This window comes from Phytobacter diazotrophicus (assembly GCF_052061655.1).
Taxonomy (GTDB): domain Bacteria; phylum Pseudomonadota; class Gammaproteobacteria; order Enterobacterales; family Enterobacteriaceae; genus Phytobacter; species Phytobacter diazotrophicus.
Genome location: NZ_CM125428.1, coordinates 632,013 through 649,972 on the forward strand (window position 1 = coordinate 632,013; position 17,960 = coordinate 649,972).

Annotated in this window: 19 protein-coding genes; 10 read left to right on the top strand and 9 right to left on the bottom strand. The window is 54.3% G+C overall.

Annotation, left to right across the window (positions count from 1 at the left end):
- Positions 1 to 68: 68 nt before the first annotated feature.
- The 5 genes from pnp (at position 69) to mtr (ending at position 6,679) form a co-directional block, all read left to right on the top strand.
- On the top strand, positions 69 to 2,204 hold the full coding sequence (gene pnp / locus ACS0RQ_RS03095; RefSeq protein ID WP_071194447.1) for a polyribonucleotide nucleotidyltransferase: 2,136 nt from the start codon (positions 69 to 71) through the stop codon (positions 2,202 to 2,204).
- Between the two features lie 108 nt (positions 2,205 to 2,312).
- On the top strand, positions 2,313 to 3,197 hold the full coding sequence (gene nlpI, locus ACS0RQ_RS03100; protein WP_039077482.1) for a lipoprotein NlpI: 885 nt from the start codon (positions 2,313 to 2,315) through the stop codon (positions 3,195 to 3,197).
- 107 nt (positions 3,198 to 3,304) lie between these two features.
- Positions 3,305 to 3,385: a protein YrbN gene (gene yrbN / locus ACS0RQ_RS03105; RefSeq protein ID WP_103245196.1), complete on the top strand. Its 81-nt coding sequence runs from the start codon at positions 3,305 to 3,307 to the stop codon at positions 3,383 to 3,385.
- On the top strand, positions 3,378 to 5,297 hold the full coding sequence (locus ACS0RQ_RS03110; protein WP_039077483.1) for a DEAD/DEAH family ATP-dependent RNA helicase: 1,920 nt from the start codon (positions 3,378 to 3,380) through the stop codon (positions 5,295 to 5,297). The genes yrbN and ACS0RQ_RS03110 overlap by 8 nt, the downstream gene beginning before the upstream one ends.
- Positions 5,298 to 5,434: 137 nt before the next feature.
- Positions 5,435 to 6,679 carry a tryptophan permease gene (gene mtr / locus ACS0RQ_RS03115; RefSeq protein WP_271849917.1) on the top strand — a complete coding sequence of 415 codons (1,245 nt, stop codon included), beginning with the start codon at positions 5,435 to 5,437 and terminating at the stop codon, positions 6,677 to 6,679.
- Between the two features lie 87 nt (positions 6,680 to 6,766).
- On the opposite strand, the gene ACS0RQ_RS03120 is transcribed toward mtr, so the two are convergent.
- From ACS0RQ_RS03120 to ubiU, 3 genes are all read right to left on the bottom strand, one after another.
- Positions 6,767 to 7,774, bottom strand: a complete 1,008-nt coding sequence (locus ACS0RQ_RS03120) for a luciferase-like monooxygenase (protein WP_271849918.1) — start codon at positions 7,772 to 7,774, stop codon at positions 6,767 to 6,769.
- Between the two features lie 143 nt (positions 7,775 to 7,917).
- Positions 7,918 to 8,796, bottom strand: coding sequence for a U32 family peptidase (locus tag ACS0RQ_RS03125; protein ID WP_271849919.1), 879 nt, complete (start codon positions 8,794 to 8,796; stop codon positions 7,918 to 7,920).
- Between the two features lie 8 nt (positions 8,797 to 8,804).
- Positions 8,805 to 9,800, bottom strand: a complete 996-nt coding sequence (ubiU, locus tag ACS0RQ_RS03130) for a ubiquinone anaerobic biosynthesis protein UbiU (RefSeq protein WP_271849920.1) — start codon at positions 9,798 to 9,800, stop codon at positions 8,805 to 8,807.
- 240 nt (positions 9,801 to 10,040) lie between these two features.
- On the opposite strand from ubiU, the gene ubiT reads away from it, so the two are divergent.
- Positions 10,041 to 10,565, top strand: a complete 525-nt coding sequence (gene ubiT, locus ACS0RQ_RS03135) for a ubiquinone anaerobic biosynthesis accessory factor UbiT (protein ID WP_039077548.1) — start codon at positions 10,041 to 10,043, stop codon at positions 10,563 to 10,565.
- A complete protein-coding gene (locus ACS0RQ_RS03140) occupies positions 10,559 to 11,062 on the top strand; it encodes a GNAT family N-acetyltransferase (protein WP_193794462.1) in 504 nt (167 codons plus the stop codon). The genes ubiT and ACS0RQ_RS03140 overlap by 7 nt, the downstream gene beginning before the upstream one ends.
- Here ACS0RQ_RS03140 and ACS0RQ_RS03145 read toward each other — a convergent pair.
- Positions 11,059 to 11,352, bottom strand: coding sequence for a GIY-YIG nuclease family protein (locus tag ACS0RQ_RS03145; protein WP_271849921.1), 294 nt, complete (start codon positions 11,350 to 11,352; stop codon positions 11,059 to 11,061). The genes ACS0RQ_RS03140 and ACS0RQ_RS03145 overlap by 4 nt on opposite strands.
- A 53-nt stretch (positions 11,353 to 11,405) precedes the next feature.
- Here ACS0RQ_RS03145 and ACS0RQ_RS03150 point away from each other — a divergent pair, with 53 nt between their 5' ends.
- On the top strand, positions 11,406 to 11,849 hold the full coding sequence (locus ACS0RQ_RS03150; protein WP_271849922.1) for a YhbP family protein: 444 nt from the start codon (positions 11,406 to 11,408) through the stop codon (positions 11,847 to 11,849).
- On the opposite strand, the gene ACS0RQ_RS03155 is transcribed toward ACS0RQ_RS03150, so the two are convergent.
- Positions 11,829 to 12,347: a type 1 glutamine amidotransferase domain-containing protein gene (locus tag ACS0RQ_RS03155; protein ID WP_039077491.1), complete on the bottom strand. Its 519-nt coding sequence runs from the start codon at positions 12,345 to 12,347 to the stop codon at positions 11,829 to 11,831. The two genes, ACS0RQ_RS03150 and ACS0RQ_RS03155, sit on opposite strands and share 21 nt — an antisense overlap.
- A 118-nt stretch (positions 12,348 to 12,465) precedes the next feature.
- Between ACS0RQ_RS03155 and ACS0RQ_RS03160 the strand changes: the two genes are divergently transcribed.
- Positions 12,466 to 13,104, top strand: coding sequence for an NAD(P)H-binding protein (locus ACS0RQ_RS03160; RefSeq protein ID WP_271849923.1), 639 nt, complete (start codon positions 12,466 to 12,468; stop codon positions 13,102 to 13,104).
- 74 nt (positions 13,105 to 13,178) lie between these two features.
- The gene (locus ACS0RQ_RS03165; protein ID WP_271849924.1) at positions 13,179 to 14,216 is read left to right on the top strand and encodes a permease; all 1,038 of its coding nucleotides are present in this window, start codon (positions 13,179 to 13,181) and stop codon (positions 14,214 to 14,216) included.
- 47 nt (positions 14,217 to 14,263) lie between these two features.
- Here ACS0RQ_RS03165 and dolP read toward each other — a convergent pair whose 3' ends face one another.
- Genes dolP through ACS0RQ_RS03185 form a run of 4 tightly spaced genes read right to left on the bottom strand, consistent with a single transcriptional unit; the run spans position 14,264 to position 17,945 of the window.
- Positions 14,264 to 14,839, bottom strand: coding sequence for a division/outer membrane stress-associated lipid-binding lipoprotein (dolP, locus tag ACS0RQ_RS03170; RefSeq protein ID WP_271849925.1), 576 nt, complete (start codon positions 14,837 to 14,839; stop codon positions 14,264 to 14,266).
- 9 nt (positions 14,840 to 14,848) lie between these two features.
- Complete coding sequence (diaA, locus tag ACS0RQ_RS03175; protein ID WP_039077495.1) at positions 14,849 to 15,439, bottom strand: DnaA initiator-associating protein DiaA; 591 nt, start codon at positions 15,437 to 15,439, stop codon at positions 14,849 to 14,851.
- Positions 15,440 to 15,462: 23 nt separating this feature from the next.
- Complete coding sequence (locus ACS0RQ_RS03180) at positions 15,463 to 15,858, bottom strand: YraN family protein (RefSeq protein ID WP_271849926.1); 396 nt, start codon at positions 15,856 to 15,858, stop codon at positions 15,463 to 15,465.
- Positions 15,816 to 17,945, bottom strand: coding sequence for a penicillin-binding protein activator (locus tag ACS0RQ_RS03185; RefSeq protein ID WP_271849927.1), 2,130 nt, complete (start codon positions 17,943 to 17,945; stop codon positions 15,816 to 15,818). The genes ACS0RQ_RS03180 and ACS0RQ_RS03185 overlap by 43 nt, the downstream gene beginning before the upstream one ends.
- Between the last annotated feature and the right edge of the window lie 15 nt (positions 17,946 to 17,960).

Sequence of the window (17,960 nt, forward strand, 5' to 3'; positions counted from 1 at the left end):
GATCGGGTTTAAACGACAGCATCCCTGGGGTTTGCTGTCATTCATTAAGATTAAGAAAGGATAATATTTTGCTTAATCCGATCGTTCGTAAATTCCAGTACGGCCAACATACCGTTACGCTGGAAACCGGCATGATGGCACGTCAGGCGACGGCAGCCGTTATGGTTAGCATGGATGACACTGCGGTATTCGTTACCGTTGTGGGCGCTAAAAAAGCTAAACCGGGCCAGGATTTCTTCCCGTTAACTGTTAACTATCAAGAGCGTACCTACGCTGCTGGTAAAATCCCGGGTGGTTTCTTCCGTCGTGAAGGCCGTCCAAGCGAAGGCGAAACCCTGATTGCGCGTCTGATTGACCGCCCGGTTCGCCCGCTGTTCCCGGAAGGCTTCGTTAACGAAGTTCAGGTTATCGCAACCGTGGTTTCCGTTAACCCGCAGGTTAACCCGGATATCGTTTCTATGATTGGTGCTTCCGCAGCACTGTCTCTGTCAGGTATTCCGTTCAATGGCCCGATTGGCGCAGCGCGCGTGGGTTACATTAACGATCAATACGTACTGAACCCGACCCAGGAAGAACTGAAGTCCAGCAAACTGGACCTGGTGGTAGCGGGTACCGAAGGTGCGGTACTGATGGTTGAATCCGAAGCAGAATTGCTGAGCGAAGACCAGATGCTGGGCGCAGTCGTATTTGGCCACGAACAGCAGCAGGTTGTTATCCAGGCCATTAACGACCTGGTAAAAGAAGCGGGCAAACCGCGTTGGGACTGGCAGCCAGAAGCCGTCAACGAAGCGCTGAACGCACGCGTTGCTGCTCTGGCAGAAGCGCGTCTGAGCGATGCTTACCGCATCACTGACAAACAAGAGCGTTATGCTCAGGTTGATGTCATTAAATCTGACGTTGTTGCTGCGCTGGTTGCAGAAGATGAAACCCTGGACGCCAACGAGCTGGGCGACATCCTGCACGCTATCGAGAAAAATGTTGTTCGTAGCCGCGTACTGGCAGGCGAACCGCGTATCGATGGTCGTGAAAAAGACATGATCCGTGGTCTGGACGTGCGCACTGGCGTATTGCCGCGTACTCACGGTTCCGCGCTGTTTACCCGTGGTGAAACTCAGGCTCTGGTTACCGCAACGCTGGGTACTGCCCGTGATGCGCAGATCATTGATGAGTTGATGGGTGAGCGCACTGACAGCTTCCTGTTCCATTACAACTTCCCTCCGTACTCTGTAGGTGAAACCGGTATGGTTGGCTCGCCGAAGCGTCGTGAAATTGGTCACGGTCGTCTGGCGAAGCGCGGCGTGCTGGCTGTAATGCCGGAAGCGGATAAATTCCCGTACACCGTTCGTGTGGTGTCTGAAATCACTGAATCCAACGGTTCTTCTTCCATGGCTTCCGTGTGTGGCGCTTCTCTGGCGCTGATGGACGCTGGCGTACCGATCAAAGCAGCCGTTGCGGGTATCGCAATGGGTCTGGTGAAAGAAGGCGACAACTTTGTTGTTCTTTCTGACATCCTGGGCGATGAAGATCACCTTGGCGATATGGACTTCAAAGTAGCGGGTTCCCGCGACGGTATCTCTGCACTGCAGATGGATATCAAAATTGAAGGCATCACCAAAGAGATCATGCAGGTTGCGCTGAACCAGGCTAAAGGTGCTCGTTTGCACATCCTGAGCGTGATGGAGCAGGCGATCAATGCGCCGCGCGGCGATATCTCTGAATTCGCACCGCGTATCCACACCATCAAGATCAACCCGGACAAAATCAAAGACGTCATCGGTAAAGGTGGCTCTGTGATTCGTGCGCTGACCGAAGAAACCGGCACTACCATCGAAATCGAAGATGACGGCACCGTGAAAATCGCAGCGACCGATGGCGAGAAAGCGAAATTCGCTATTCGTCGTATCGAAGAGATCACTGCAGAAATCGAAGTAGGTCGTATCTACAACGGTAAAGTGACTCGCATCGTTGACTTTGGCGCGTTCGTTGCCATCGGCGGCGGTAAAGAAGGTCTGGTTCACATCTCTCAGATCGCTGACAAGCGCGTTGAGAAAGTGACTGACTATCTGCAGATGGGTCAGGAAGTACCGGTGAAAGTTCTGGAAGTTGATCGCCAGGGCCGTATTCGTCTTAGCATTAAAGAAGCCACTGAACAAACTCAGCCTGAAGCAGCGCCGGAAGCGCCGCAAGCAGAGCAGGGCGAGTAAAATGGTGTTTGCCCTCCGCGAAAGCGGAGGGTTATTTAACTGGCAGGACGCCGTGTTTGCAGCCGGGGGACAGGACGTTCATCCAATTGTTGTCTTCGGGAGTGGGAAATGAAGCCTTTTTTGCGCTGGTGTTTCGTTGCGACAGCTTTAACGCTGGCAGGATGCAGCAACTCTGCCTGGCGTAAGAGCGAAGTCCTCGCGGTGCCATTGCAACCGACTTTGCAGCAAGAAGTGATTCTGGCGCGCATGGAACAAATTCTTGCCAGTCGGGCTTTATCCGATGATGAACGCGCACAGCTTTTATATGAGCGCGGAGTATTGTATGATAGTCTTGGTTTGAGAGCACTGGCGCGAAATGATTTTTCACAAGCGCTGGCCATCCGACCAGATATGCCGGAAGTATTCAATTACTTAGGCATTTATTTAACGCAGGCAGGCAATTTTGATGCTGCCTATGAAGCGTTTGATTCTGTACTTGAGCTTGATCCAACTTACAACTACGCGCACTTGAATCGCGGTATCGCATTATATTACGGCGGTCGCGATAAGTTAGCGCAAGATGATCTGCTGGCGTTTTATCAAGACGATCCCAATGACCCTTTCCGGAGTCTGTGGCTTTACATCGTTGAGCGGAAGCTCGATGAGAAGCAGGCTAAAGAAGCGCTGAAACAACGCTTCGAAAAATCGGGCAAAGAGCAATGGGGATGGAACATTGTCGAGTTCTACCTTGGCGATATTAGCGAACAAGAGCTAATGAACCGCCTGAAGGCAGACGCAACGGATAACACCTCGCTCGCTGAGCATCTCAGTGAAACCAACTTCTATTTAGGTAAGTACTACCTAAGTCTGGGGGAAAAGGACAGCGCTGCGGCACTGTTCAAATTAGCGGTGGCTAACAACGTTCATAATTTTGTTGAGCACCGTTATGCATTGTTGGAATTAGCGCTCTTGGGCCAGGAGCAAGATGACCTGGCAGAATCGGACCAGCAATAGCTGACGTACACATCAGCCCGTAATCATTACTTTGATTGCCATCACCTTCGCGGGTGAGGGCGTTGTTGTTCGTTAATACACCTACTTTGAGCCGGTTCACACTTTTAATGAAAATTACCGAAAATTTTCACGATGAGTTATGTAGACTGGCCGCCATTAATATCGAGGCACACGTACTACATGGCTGAATTCGAAACCACTTTTGCAGATCTGGGCCTGAAGGCTCCTATCCTTGAAGCCCTTAACGATCTGGGTTACGAAAAACCATCTCCAATCCAGGCAGAGTGCATTCCGCATCTGCTGGGCGGTCGCGACGTACTGGGTATGGCCCAGACGGGTAGCGGCAAAACCGCAGCGTTTTCATTACCGCTGCTGAACAATCTTGATCCTGAGCTGAAAGCACCGCAAATCCTGGTGCTGGCGCCGACCCGCGAACTGGCGGTTCAGGTTGCCGAAGCCATGACAGATTTCTCTAAACACATGCGCGGCGTGAACGTGGTTGCCCTTTATGGCGGCCAGCGTTATGACGTGCAGTTACGCGCCCTGCGTCAAGGGCCACAGATTGTTGTCGGTACCCCGGGTCGTCTGCTTGACCACCTGAAACGCGGTACGCTGGATCTCTCTAAACTGAGCGGTCTGGTGCTGGACGAAGCCGATGAAATGTTGCGTATGGGCTTCATCGAAGACGTTGAAACCATCATGGCAGAGATCCCGGACGGTCATCAGACCGCACTGTTCTCTGCAACCATGCCGGAAGCGATTCGCCGCATTACCCGCCGCTTTATGAAAGAGCCGCAGGAAGTGCGCATTCAATCCAGCGTGACTACTCGCCCGGACATCAGCCAGAGCTACTGGTCTGTGTACGGCATGCGTAAAAACGAAGCGCTGGTACGTTTCCTGGAAGCAGAAGATTTTGATGCGGCGATCATCTTCGTTCGTACCAAAAACGCGACCCTGGAAGTGGCAGAAGCGCTGGAGCGTAGCGGCTATAACAGCGCCGCGCTGAATGGCGACATGAACCAGGCCCTGCGTGAGCAGACTCTGGAGCGTCTGAAAGACGGTCGTCTGGATATCCTGATTGCAACCGACGTGGCAGCACGTGGTCTGGACGTTGAGCGTATCAGCCTGGTTGTTAACTATGACATCCCGATGGATTCCGAGTCTTACGTTCACCGTATCGGCCGTACCGGTCGTGCAGGTCGCGCTGGTCGTGCGTTGCTGTTTGTTGAGAACCGCGAACGTCGTCTGCTGCGTAACATCGAACGCACCATGAAGCTGACTATTCCAGAAGTAGAACTGCCGAACGCAGAACTGCTGGGCAAACGCCGTCTGGAAAAATTCGCCGCGAAAGTACAGCAGCAGCTGGAAAGCAGCGATCTGGATCAGTACCGTGCTCTGCTGGCGAAAATCCAGCCGTCTGCGGAAGGTGAAGAGCTGGATCTCGAAACGCTGGCCGCTGCTCTGCTGAAAATGGCACAGGGTGAACGTGCGCTGATCGTTCCGCCAGACGCGCCGATGCGTCCTAAGCGTGAATTCCGTGAGCGCGACGACCGCTTTGAACGCCGTGGCGATCGTAACGACCGTGGTCCGCGTGGTGACCGTCCTGAGCGTGGTGGTGAAGATCGTCCGCGTCGTGAACGTCGTGATGCTGGCGAAATGGAACTGTACCGTATTGAAGTTGGCCGTGATGATGGTGTTGAAGTTCGTCATATCGTTGGCGCGATTGCTAACGAAGGCGACATCAGCAGCCGTTATATCGGTAACATCAAGCTGTTCGGTACCCACTCTACCATCGAACTGCCGAAGGGCATGCCGGGCGAAGTACTGCAGCACTTTACTCGCACCCGCATCCTGAACAAGCCGATGAACATGCAGCTTCTGGGTGATGCACAGCCGCGTCCTGAGCGTCGTGGCGGTGGTGAGCGTCGCGAAGGTGGCCGCAGCTTCGGTGGTGGTGAACGCCGTGAAGGTGGTCGCAGCTTCGGTGGTGAGCGTCGTGAAGGTGGTCGTAGCGAGGGTCGTAACTTCAGTGGCGAACGTCGCGCTCCGCGCCGTGACCGCGAAGAAGGCTCCAGCCGTCGTCGTTTCGGTGACGCATAATCGCGCAGTAAGCCAGCTTTACACTCCGTAAAGTAATTGATACAACCCCGGTGCAAAACATCGGGGTTTCTTTTATCTGTTATGTACTCTTGTACTGGTACAATGCATCGGTATTTTACCTTACTGGAGAAGATAGCATGGCAACACTGACAACCACACAAGCGACCCCTTCGTTGCTTGCCGGTGTGGTGATTATTGGCGGAACGGTTATTGGTGCGGGGATGTTTTCACTGCCAGTGGTCATGTCAGGTGCATGGTTCTTTTGGTCGATAGCGGCTCTGGTGTTCACCTGGTTTTGTATGCTGCATTCCGGGCTAATGATTCTGGAAGCGAACCTCAATTACCGCATTGGTGCCAGCTTCGATACCATTACCAAAGATTTGCTGGGCAACGGCTGGAATGTGATTAACGGTCTCTCCATCGCTTTTGTGCTCTATATCCTGACCTACGCTTATATTTCAGCGAGCGGTTCTATTCTGCACCACACCTTTGCTGAACTGTCGTTAAACGTCCCGCCTCGTATTGCAGGCCTTGGGTTTGCGCTGCTGGTTGCCTTTATCGTCTGGCTATCTACCCGCGCAGTGAGCCGGATGACGGCGATTGTGCTGGGGGCGAAAGTTATCACCTTTTTCCTCACCTTCGGCAGTTTGCTGGGGCATGTTCAGCCCGCGACATTATTCAATATGGCGGAAAGCAATGCGTCCTATACGCCGTACTTGCTGATGACACTGCCGTTTTGTCTGGCGTCGTTTGGTTACCACGGTAATGTGCCGAGCCTGATGAAGTTCTACGGTAAAGATCCGCGCACTATCGCGCGTTGCCTGGTATATGGCACGTTGCTGGCGCTGGCCCTGTATATGGTATGGCTGCTGGGCACGATGGGTAATATTCCACGTCCGGAGTTTATCGGCATTGCCCAGAAGGGCGGCAATATTGATGTGCTGGTGCAGGCGTTAAGCGGCGTGCTGAACAGCCGCAGTCTGGATCTGCTGCTGGTGGTCTTCTCCAACTTTGCGGTGGCGAGTTCTTTCCTCGGCGTGACCCTGGGCCTGTTTGACTATCTGGCCGATCTGTTTGGTTTTGATGATTCGGCACAGGGGCGCTTTAAAACCGCACTCCTGACGTTTCTGCCACCCATCGTCGGTGGTTTGTTGTGGCCGAATGGCTTTCTCTACGCGATTGGTTATGCGGGGCTGGCGGCGACAATCTGGGCGGCAATTGTGCCAGCTTTACTGGCTAACGCATCGCGTAAACGCTTTGGTAGCCCGCGTTTTCGCGTCTGGGGCGGCAAGCCGATGATTGCGCTGATCCTTGTGTTTGGCGTGGGCAATGCGCTGGTGCATGTGCTGTCGAGCTTTGAGCTATTGCCGGTTTACCGTTAATGCTCCTGTCCCGGCTGGCGTTCTGCTTAGCCGGGCTACGGGTGGCGTAGCCCGGCTAAAGCACATCGCGCTGCATCCGAGAAAAACCTAACCCAGCAGTTCCTCTTTCACCTGCATCGCCAAATCAAACGAATGCAAACGCGCCTGGTGATCAAAGATTTGTCCGTTAACCATAATCTCATCAGCCTGGGTTTCGCGCAGTACAGACTCCAGCCCGTGACGCACTTTCGCCTTATCGCCCACCAGTGACATCCCCAGCGCCTGCTGTACGCCATATTGCTCTGACGGCGACCAGAACTGATCCATATTTTGGATCGGTGGTGGCAACTGGCCGGTTTCCCCACGGCGCAATTTCACGAAAGCCTGCTGCATGGAGGTAAACAGGAATTCCGCATCGCGGTTACTGTCTGCCGCAATGATATTGATACACACCATGGCATACGGTTTTTCCAGTCGCGCGGAAGGCTTGAACTGGGTGCGATACAGATGCAACGCCTGGAACAGCATGTCCGGTGCAAAGTGCGAAGCAAACGCAAACGGCAGGCCAAGCTGTGCCGCCAGTTGAGCACTATAAAGACTGGAACCGAGCAGCCATACCGGGATTTTCTCGCCATAACCCGGCACCGGGCGAACGTGCGGATTCGGGTCGTTGGCATCAAACCAGTCCACCAGTTCGGCAACATCGCGCGGGAAATTATCCACATCGCCGCTCATATGGCGACGCAGTGCCCGCATGGTTGGTTGATCGCTACCTGGCGCGCGCCCAAGACCCAGATCGATACGGCCCGGATAGAGGGTGTTAAGCGTACCGAATTGTTCGGCAATCACCAGCGGGGCATGGTTTGGCAGCATGACTCCGCCGGATCCCAGATGCAGAGAGGTGGTATTGGCCGCCAGATAACCAATCAAGACGGATGTCGCCGCACTGGCGATACCCACCATATTGTGGTGCTCAGCCAGCCAGAAGCGGTGATATCCGCGCTTTTCAGCAAGCCTTGCGAGATCAAGAGAATGGGCGAAGGCCTCTTTAGCAGAAGCGCCCTGTGGGATCGGTGCCAGATCCAGCACCGAGAAGGCAATCGTTTTGTCGGTCATAACGGCTCACTTTGCTACAGCATAGTCATCAGATTGAAGGTCTTCTTCCAGCCTGGCGCATCCAGGATGCGTCGGTCAGAAAAGCTGCATCTTTAATAGTGCATTAAAATCTGATGACTGTTGTTAACAAAGTGAGCGGTTTCTTAAGCCTGGAGCTCCAGACCCGGCAGACGTCGCCAGTAGCCGTTACAGTCGCTGTTTGCTGTCAGCGGCAAAGGCGCTTGTCCATTTTCATTGGCGCGAAAGGCGTCGAGCATGGCAAACGTCTCTTCCCCCATGGGTGACAACCGTACCATGTCCACGATACCCGCCATCGACTTGAGTTCATTGCCCAGGTTGTAGACGTAACCGCTCATGGTCTGGATGCCATTAAGCACGAACACCTGCTGATTTTCCTGCGACAGCATGCGGCGTCCATTTGGATATTTAATGCAGCAGGTTTCGCACTCATCTTTCGGCCTGTCTTCCGAGCGTGCGGTAAAGCAGCGCGCGGAATAGGCCAGCGGCAGATGTCCGTAACTCAGCACTTCCACTTCGAACTGATCGCGAATACCCAGCGTTTCGCACTGATCGAGCAAGTTAATGAGCCAGTCGCGCGAAAGTTCCACTGGCATGCACCAGCGCATCATCCCTTGCTTAAGCAGCAGACGCAGCGTAACGGCGTTGTAACAGTTCAGCGCGTGTCCTGCGACGAAGGGCAATTTGCGCTCGGCACACAGGTTTACCACGCCGAGATCGCTGGCCTCCAGCAGGAAATCGCCGTTATCGACATAGCGTTTGAGTTCGTTAAGTTCTGACGAGGCTTGCACCAGCGCAAGCGTCGAGAGCACGACCTGTTTGTCGCTGTCGGCAAGTTGTTTCGCCATATCCAGCCAGTCGCCCACTTTAGTGGCGCGACGCTTGCTGCACACCGCTTCACCAAGATAAATCACATCCGCGCTGCTGGTTGCGGCTTGCTGGTAAAACGCCTCTAACGTCTCTTTTGACCAGTACCAGAGCACGGGTCCGAGTGAATATTTCATCGTGTTTCCTACTGCCATTTGCGATGGTAAGCGCCAAGCGTGGTCTGCGTGCCTTCTGACATCGCACCCAGCGTGTTCATCCAGGCGGATTGCGGCACGAAGTTCTGCGGATCGGCAATGCAGCGGTCAATGGCCTGTCGCCAGACTTTGGCCACCTGACTCACATAGGCCGGGCTGCGCTGACGGCCCTCAATTTTCACCGAGGCAATATTGGCGGCCAGCAGTTCAGGCAATAATTCCAGCGTATTCAGGCTGGTGGGCTCTTCCAGCGCGTGGTAGCGCTCGCCATCGACCATATAGCGGCCTTTACACAGCGTCGGATAACCTGCGTTTTCGCCATCCTGGTAGCGGTCGATCAGCACTTCATTGAGGCGCGATTCCAGCCCCTGCGGGGTTTGCTGCCAGCGCACAAAACGTGCCGGAGAGCAGGCGCCCACGGTATTTGGCGACTCACCCGTCAGGTAAGAGGAGAGATAACAGCGCCCTTCAGCCATGATGCACAGGCTGCCAAAAGCAAAGACTTCCAGCGGCACAGGGGTGACGCGGGCTAACTGTTTAACCTGATGAATAGATAAAACGCGAGGCAGGACAACGCGGGCGACGTCAAAATGGCGATGATAGAAGCGAATGGCCTCTTCATTGGTTGCCGATGCCTGCACAGAAACATGGCGTTCGATATGGGGATAACGCGTTGCAGCATATTCCAGCATAGCCAGATCGGCGAGAATCAACGCATCCGCACCAATTTGCGCGGCCATATCCACAGCGCGCTCCCAGCGTTGATAACCATCAGGATGCGCGAAGGTGTTAATCGCGATATGCAGTTTGCGTCGGTGCTGATGCACAAAACTGACCGCTTCCTGCAGTTTCTTTTCTGTAAAATTGAGACCGGCAAAGTGGCGGGCGTTGGTATCATCTTTCAGGCCGATATAGACGGCGTCGGCACCGTTTTCGATGGCCGCTTTGAGTGCCGGAAGGTTTCCGGCAGGGCAGAGCAACTCCATAATTTATCCTGAAATCAGGGGCTGTATTGGCCCTGGCAACCCACGTGGGGCGCTAAATTGTTAATGAACTGGGATTTTAGTTAACCTGGTAGCGACAATTTTTGATTTGAGGCAGTTAATTGTGTATTGGTGACATCAATAATCGAGGCATTCTTCTTACGTAATTGTTGATTTACGCCGCCATGTCGTTTATCTGATATGGCAAAATAGAAGGAATTTTCATTTCAGGGAGTAATGCTCGTGTTGGAAAAACTGCGCTCACGTCTCGTTCACGTTGGCCCGTCCTTGTTGAGCGTGCCGGTTAAGCTGACGCCTTTCGCCATTAAACGGCAGGTTCTGGAGCAGGTCTTATGCTGGCAGTTCCAACAGGCGCTGGCAGACGGGGAGCTAGAGTTTCTTGAAGGCCGCTGGTTAAGTATCCAGGTTCGCGATATTGGCCTGACGTGGTATACCTCGGTTGAAAATTCACGATTAATCGTGCGTGAGTCTGCCACGGCTGATGTCAGTTTCAGCGCAGATGCCAGCGACCTGTTGATGATTGCCGCGCGCAAACAGGATCCGGATACGCTGTTCTTTCAACGCCGACTGGTCATTGAAGGTGACACGGAGCTTGGGTTGTATGTGAAAAACCTGATGGACGCCATTGAGCTGGAGCAGATGCCGAAAGCACTTCGCATCATGCTACTGCAACTGGCGGATTTTGTTGAAGCCGGCCTGCAAGCGCCGGACTCAACGCCACAATCTTCTGTAGGTGAACCATGCTGATTCGAGTAGAAATTGGGATTGATGCACCGGGAATCGACGCGCTTTTGCGCCGCACTTTTGCGGATGAGCGCGAAGCGACGCTGGTGCACGATCTGCGCGAAGACGGCTTAATTACCCTTGGGCTTGTCGCAACGGATGATGAAGGGCAGGTCATCGGTTATGTCGCATTCAGTCCGGTTGCCGTGCAGGGCGAAGATTTACAGTGGGTCGGCCTTGCGCCATTGGCCGTCGATGAGGCGTATCGTAGCCAGGGCCTTGCTCGCCAGTTGGTATACGAAGGTCTGGACTCACTCAATGAGTTTGGCTATGCCGCCGTGGTGACGCTGGGTAGCCCTGACTTTTTCGGCCATCTGGGCTTTGAGCCTGCGGCGAAGTTCGGTCTGCATTGTCGTTGGCCGGATACCGAAAGCGCTTTCCAGCTCCACCCTCTGGCAGACGATGCGTTAAATCATGTGAAGGGGCTGGTGGAATACCACGAGCACTTTAATCGCTTCTAATCGGCTGCGGTAACCAGGCCTTCTAATAGCGCTTCAAAGATGCCATCTCCGGCAACGAGGCGCTCCTTCTGGCGTTTTGTCAGTTGTTTGATGCGATACTCCATACGCAGCGCCAGCGAGCGTTCTCCCACTGGCGCGGAAAATGCCAGCGTGAGTTCCCCCTTTCCCCGCAGTGCTTTTGCGCCTTTGCCGCTTTGATGCTGTATAAAGCGACGCGCCACATCGGTGGTAATACCGGTATAAAGGCTGTTGTCCGCCGTGCGGATGAGATAAAGAGACCAGAGCGTCATAACGTCATTCATTGTGCTAATGTGAAAGAAAAATAACACGGGGATGAAGAGAAATGGAAACTCTTGCGGCCATTAGTCGCTGGCTGGCGAAGCAGCATGTTGTGACCTGGTGTGTGGCCAATAGGGGGGAGTTGTGGTGTGCGAATGCGTTTTATATCTATGATCCGCAAAAAGTCGCATTTTATCTTCTCAGTGAGGATCATACGCGTCATTCGCAGATGACCGGCCTGCAGGCGAACATTGCCGGAACCGTAAATGGGCAACCAAAGACGGTCGCACTTATTCGCGGCGTGCAATTTGCCGGAGAGATACGGCGTCTTGAAGAGGCGGAAAGCGCCGGCCCGCGAGCGCAGTACAACCGACGCTTTCCTGTTGCCCGCGTTTTATCGGCGCCGATGTGGGAAATTCGCCTCACCGAGCTGAAATTCACCGATAACACGCTGGGCTTTGGTAAAAAGCTTCACTGGATACGTGACTCAGGCACCCAGCAGCCGTAACGCTTCGCGGTTAAACGCGGGGAGATCATCCGGCGTACGGCTGGTGACCAGTTGGTTATTATCAACCACCACTTCCTGGTCGTAGAATTCGCCCCCCGCGTTTTTCACATCCACCACGATCGGTTTTACCGCCGTCAGTTTTCTGCCGCGCAGAACATCGGCACTAATCAAAAGCTGCGGCCCGTGGCAAATCGCAAACACAGGTTTTCCACTGTTAATAAAATCGCGGGTAAAGGTGACGAAACGGTTGTCGCCACGCAGAGAATCTGGCGAATGTCCGCCTGGCAGAAGCAGGGCGTCGAAGTCGGCGGGCCGGACATCATCAATCGCTTCGTCGATGGTCACGCTGGCATCGCCTTGCTTACCTTTCACTGTCTTACCCGCCTGCTTCTCTATCGTAACCACTTCGTGGCCTGCCTTACGAAACTCCTCTGCCGGAGACGTAAATTCTGAATCTTCAAATTCGTCGGTGATCAAGACTGCAATTTTCTTGCTCATGTATCCTCCGTTATTCAGCTCAGGCTGGTCATTTTCAACAATAATCACTATCAGGATTACTAAGCCTGGTTCAGGGCGATGACATTGCAAGGCAGACTATTCTGCAAAAGGAGAGGATATGAGTCGGGTATTGATAACGGGCGCAACGGGGCTGGTTGGCGGGATCTTACTGCGGATGCTGGCGAATGATGCTCGCGTTGATGCCATTGCAGCCCCCACGCGTCGGCCATTAGAACCGATCTCTGGTGTGTTCAATCCTCATGATCCCCAGTTAACCGATGCACTCGCCATGGTGACGGAACCCGTTGATACTGTTTTTTGCTGCCTGGGAACGACACGACGTGAAGCGGGTAGCAAAGAGGCCTTTATACATGCCGATTACACACTGGTGGTCGACACGGCGTTAACAGGGCTACGCCTGGGGGCACGGCACATGCTGGTGGTGAGTGCGCTGGGCGCTAATACACGTTCGCCGTTTTTCTATAATCGGGTGAAAGGCGAGATGGAAAATGCGCTGATGGAGCAAGAGTGGGAGCGTTTGACCATTGCGCGCCCGTCGATGCTACTCGGGAACCGTGAAAAGCATCGTGTTAACGAGTCACTGTTCGCCCCGTTGTTTCGCATCATGCCGGGGAACTGGAAATCGATTGCTGCACAGGATGTGGCCAGCGCGATGCTGAAAGCGGCCTTTTCGCCTTCTTCGCAACGTGTGGAGATCCTTTCATCTGCCCGACTGCGCGCGATGGCAAACGATTAATCATTTTCAAATAAATAGCCCAGGAGTACTATTCGCCGGGTAATTATTTCTGCATTTATCCCCCGGAGAGTTGTATGACTGGTCAGTCTTCATCTCGGGCGGCGACACCGGTGCAATGGTGGAAACCCGCTCTCTTTTTTCTCGTCGTGATCGTGGGTCTCTGGTATGTAAAGTGGCAGCCCTACTATGGAAAAGCCTTCACCGCCGCTGAAACTCACAGTATTGGTAAATCTATTCTCGCTCAGGCCGATGCCAGCCCATTCCAAGCGGCTCTTGACTATGCCATGGTCTATTTTCTTGCCGTCTGGAAAGCGGCGGTGCTGGGGGTATTGCTAGGTTCGTTAATTCAGGTGCTTATTCCGCGAAACTGGCTGATTCGTACTCTTGGGCAAAAGCGACTGAGCGGCACGCTCTTTGGCACGCTGTTTTCTCTGCCGGGCATGATGTGCTCCTGCTGTGCAGCGCCCGTTGCGGCGGGAATGCGTCGTCAGCAGGTATCGATGGGCGGCGCGCTGGCATTCTGGATGGGCAACCCGCTGCTTAACCCGGCAACCCTGGTTTTTATGGGTTTTGTGCTGGGCTGGCATTTTGTCGCTATGCGACTGATTGCCGGGTTAGTGATGGTTATTGGCGTGGCGACACTGGTGCAGTATCTGGTCAAGGATGATATCCAGCAGACGGCACCGGTCGATCTTTCGTTGCCGGAACCGGAAGGGCACTTTTTTGCCCGCTGGGGAAAGGCGCTGTGGGTTCTGTTCTGGAGCACAATCCCGGTTTATATCCTTGCCGTGCTGGTACTGGGCGCCGCCCGTGTCTGGCTTTTCCCGCATGCTGATGGTGCGATTGATAATTCCCTGATGTGGGTGATTGCGATGGCGATAGCCGGTTGCCTGTTCGTGATCCCAACGGCGGCGGAGATTCCGATTGTCCAGACAATGATGCTGGCGGGGATGGGGGCGGCCCCGGCAATGGCGCTACTGATGACGCTGCCTGCGGTCAGCCTGCCGTCGCTGATTATGCTGCGCAAATCCTTTCCGGCCAAAGCACTGTGGCTAACAGGGGGGCTGGTGGCATTAGGCGGGGTGATTACCGGAACGCTGGCATTGCTTTAACTGATTCTCCCCGGTGGTGCTATGCCCGCCGGGGAGAAGAATCAACGCTATTTAATCATTGTAAATGCGGTGGTGACATGTTTCACACCACTGACGCGGCTGGCAATATCCGCCGCGGCTCTGCCTTCACGATCGGTCACCAGGCCCAGCAAGAACACTTCGCCATTCTCAGTGGTGACTTTCACATTGGACGATTTCACCTGGTCGCTACTCAGCAGTTGCGTACGCACTTTGGAGGTGATCCAGGTATCGCTGGCGGCCGTTCCCATACCAATTGGCTCGCCCTGGCGAATTTCGTTGTAGACCTCTGTTGCACCGTCTACACCCATAGCGATTTGCTTAGCACGTGACGAGAGATCGGTGGTTGGCGCCTGACCCACCAGCAGGACTTTCCCCTGATACGCCGTGACGTTTATGCGAGCCTGTTTTTTAATCTGTTCGTCTTTAGACAGCGCGCTGTTAACGCGAAGTTCAAGAGTACCGTCATCCACCTGAGTGCCAACCGTACGTGGATCGGTTGCCGCTTTGGTACCGACAGCAGCTGAACCGACCACCACTGCGCCTACACAGCCTTGTAGCAGCAGTGCGGAAATAAGGACTGCGAGGGGCGTAAATGCCTTCATATGTACTCCTTAATCATCCTGGTGAGGGAAAAGCGTGTTATCTATCAGATCGCATAAACAATTTACCGTCAGCATATGCATTTCCTGTATGCGTGCGCTGCGGTGGGAAGGAATACGTATCTCGACATCCTGCGGCCCCAACAATCCGGCCAGTTCACCACCGTCATACCCCGTAAGCGCCACGATACTCATGTCGCGCGTTACTGCGGCTTCAACGGCTTTAACAATATCGCGGCTGTTTCCACGGGTGGAAATCGCCAGCAATATGTCGCCTGCGTGTCCGAGTGCCCGAACCTGCTTGGCATAAATTTCGTCATGCAGACGATCGTTTGCGATTGCCGTTAAGACCACATTATCGGTATTAAGTGCAATGGCAGGTAAACTTGGGCGTTCCGTTTCAAAACGATTAATCATACTGGCAGCAAAATGCTGTGCGTTGGCGGCGGAAGTTCCATTGCCACAACAGAGGATTTTGTTGCCGTTAAGCAGGGAATGGACCATGGTCATGGCCGCGCGTGAAATTGCGTCTGGCAGCGCTTCTGCCGCCGCAATCTGGGTTTGAATGCTTTCTGTAAAGCAAACTTTAATTCTATCGAGCACGGGTGATCCCTATCATTCAGTCATTATGAGCGGTCGTTAAAGGCGTTTTGTATCCACTCAACTTCATTTTCGGTGAAGGCTACCACATCGAACCGGCAATCCACAGTATCAAAACTCCCATTGTGCCGGGCCAGCCACAAACGGGCGGCATGCAGTAATTTATGTTGCTTGCTGGCGGTGACACTGGCCGCTGCGCCGCCGAAAAGTGACGACTTGCGATAGCGCACTTCTACAAACACCGTTGTCGACTTGTCCTGCATAATCAAGTCTATCTCACCGCCGCGCACGCGCACGTTAGCGGCAAGAAAGCGCATTCCCTTGCGCTCAAGCCAGTGACGCGCCTGTAACTCCCACGCATCACCGGTCTGCTTACGGGTCAACTGGCGGGGACGATTTGCCCCTGCTGGTATTTGAGCCATGACAACTTCCTGTTAATCACGCATTCCTGAGTGGCGGTCAAATCGCCCGTGTTACCGTTAATTTCAAACCCTGGCACCTGACGCATTTGCGAGAAGTGGTTCGCCAGCGTCCAGGCATCCGCGCCCATCGCATACAGGCGCGCCAGGGAGTAGTCATTATTGGTATGCATCAACGCCTGTTGCATCAGTGCCGGGTTGCTACCAGCGAGCATTGGGATTTCGCTAAACTGCAATCCTTCCATCTCCAGACGGAAGTCCGGGCCTGAACCGCCCTGAGCGCTACGGGAGCTGGCATACAGAACAATGCCGCTCTGGCTACCGGTACGCATCGCAATCATCGGCTTGATAAGGGCGATTTCATCCTGTGTCGCGACGATATAGACAGAATCAATATTGCCGCCGCCGGTGATCTGCGCTTCGGTTGGCGGAGCCGGAATATTCAACCCGCCAATGGTCACGCCCTGCTGCTGTGGCAGACTGGCCGTGACAGGGCTACCCGTCATTGCAATACCGGAACCGCTGTTAATACCCATGCGTAATTCTGCCGTCGAGCCGAATTTTTGCTGCAGCACGATACCGCCGCCCAGTTTTTGCCACTCCTGGGCGAAAGCGCTGGCGACGCGATCGCCAAGTGAGCTACGCGGCAACAGCAACAGCGGTGTATGACGGCCTTGCTGGTGAATATGGCGTGCCGCATCACGGGCTTCATCTTCCGGGGAGAGGGCGAAGTAACAGATATTCGGACGGTTTTCGACTTTCTCTGGCTGGTTCAACGCCAGCACGTTCAGTGGCGTCTGGCTACGCATTAGCTCTTCGACGTGATTTTTCAGCAGTGGCCCAACAACAATGCTCGCACCATCTTTCTGTACCTGGCTCAACACCTGGTCAAGAGGCTGTGAACTGGTGTCATAGACTTTCAGCACGGCGGTCGGATTGGCCGGGGTGCTGGCAACGGCAGGAGTATTCACCGGTTGTCCTGCCGGGGCGGCCGGATCGGTTTGTTCAGCAGGTGCTTGTGTGGTTTGCTCTGCAGGTGACGTTTGTTGCGTCTGGTCTGCCGGAGCCTGTACCGGCGCCGTTACCGGTGCGCTAGCCGCAGGCGCGGACTGCGGCGTGGTCAGGTCGCTGACATTGGTTTGTGCGGGGCTGACAACGTCTGCTGTGGTCGCCATCGTCGCGGCCTGGGCTACCTGAACAGGCACGGCCGGGCCAGAAACAGTGGTGGTGCCGTTTTTCGCCGCTTCAAAACCCTGCTGGATCGCGCGGCTAAAGACGGCTGCCTGGCCATTCAACGGCAGCAGCAACGCGATTTGATTGACCGATGCCGGGCGGAAATTTTGTACATTCGCCAGTTGGCTCGGTAACAGAACCGCGCCAGGATTTTGTGGGAAGCGTTTCTGCCAGTCCGCAATACCCGCTTTTAGCATGTTCGGATCGTTGCGGTTATTGGACCACACGCGTTGTAAATCCAGCCATCCTTGCAGCACCGTTTCGTCCTGGCTCACCTGAATGGCGTTGGCCTGATCGGGCGTCAGGGAAGAGAGTGTCTGCCAGGTCGCATCAATATTCTTTTGTTTGTCCGCTGCCGCAGTCAGCAGCGGTTGCTGTGCGATAAGGGCACGTAGCAGCGTCGGCGACGGTTTGTTCTGGCTTGCGGTGATCACATCCTGCCAGTAACGGGCTTGCTGATTCTGACTAAACCCTTTCAGATCGACCTTGCTCAACAGTGCCTGCGCACCTGCGTAGTCTTGTTGCGTGAGTTTGAGCTCAGCGCTCAGCAAGGTTTGCTCAGCGCGCTGCTCGTCATTCAACTCTTGAGGTAATTGGCCCAACAATTCACTGGCCTGCTGGGTCCTGCCTTCTTTCAGCAGTGCACGAATGGCGAGTAATTGCCAGTTGGTCTTGCTATCATCTGAGCTTTGCTGCATCTGGTGCAGATAAAAACCCGAATCAGCCTCAGCCTTGCCCTCCAGGTGCCCGGTGCTTTGATCGACCGGGTGTGTGCCGCAGCCTGCGAACAGCAGAGCGGCCAGCACGACAGGCAGGCAGCGCATGGCTTTCGAACGTAGAAATGTTGACGGTAGCATACTGTATCCAGTGAT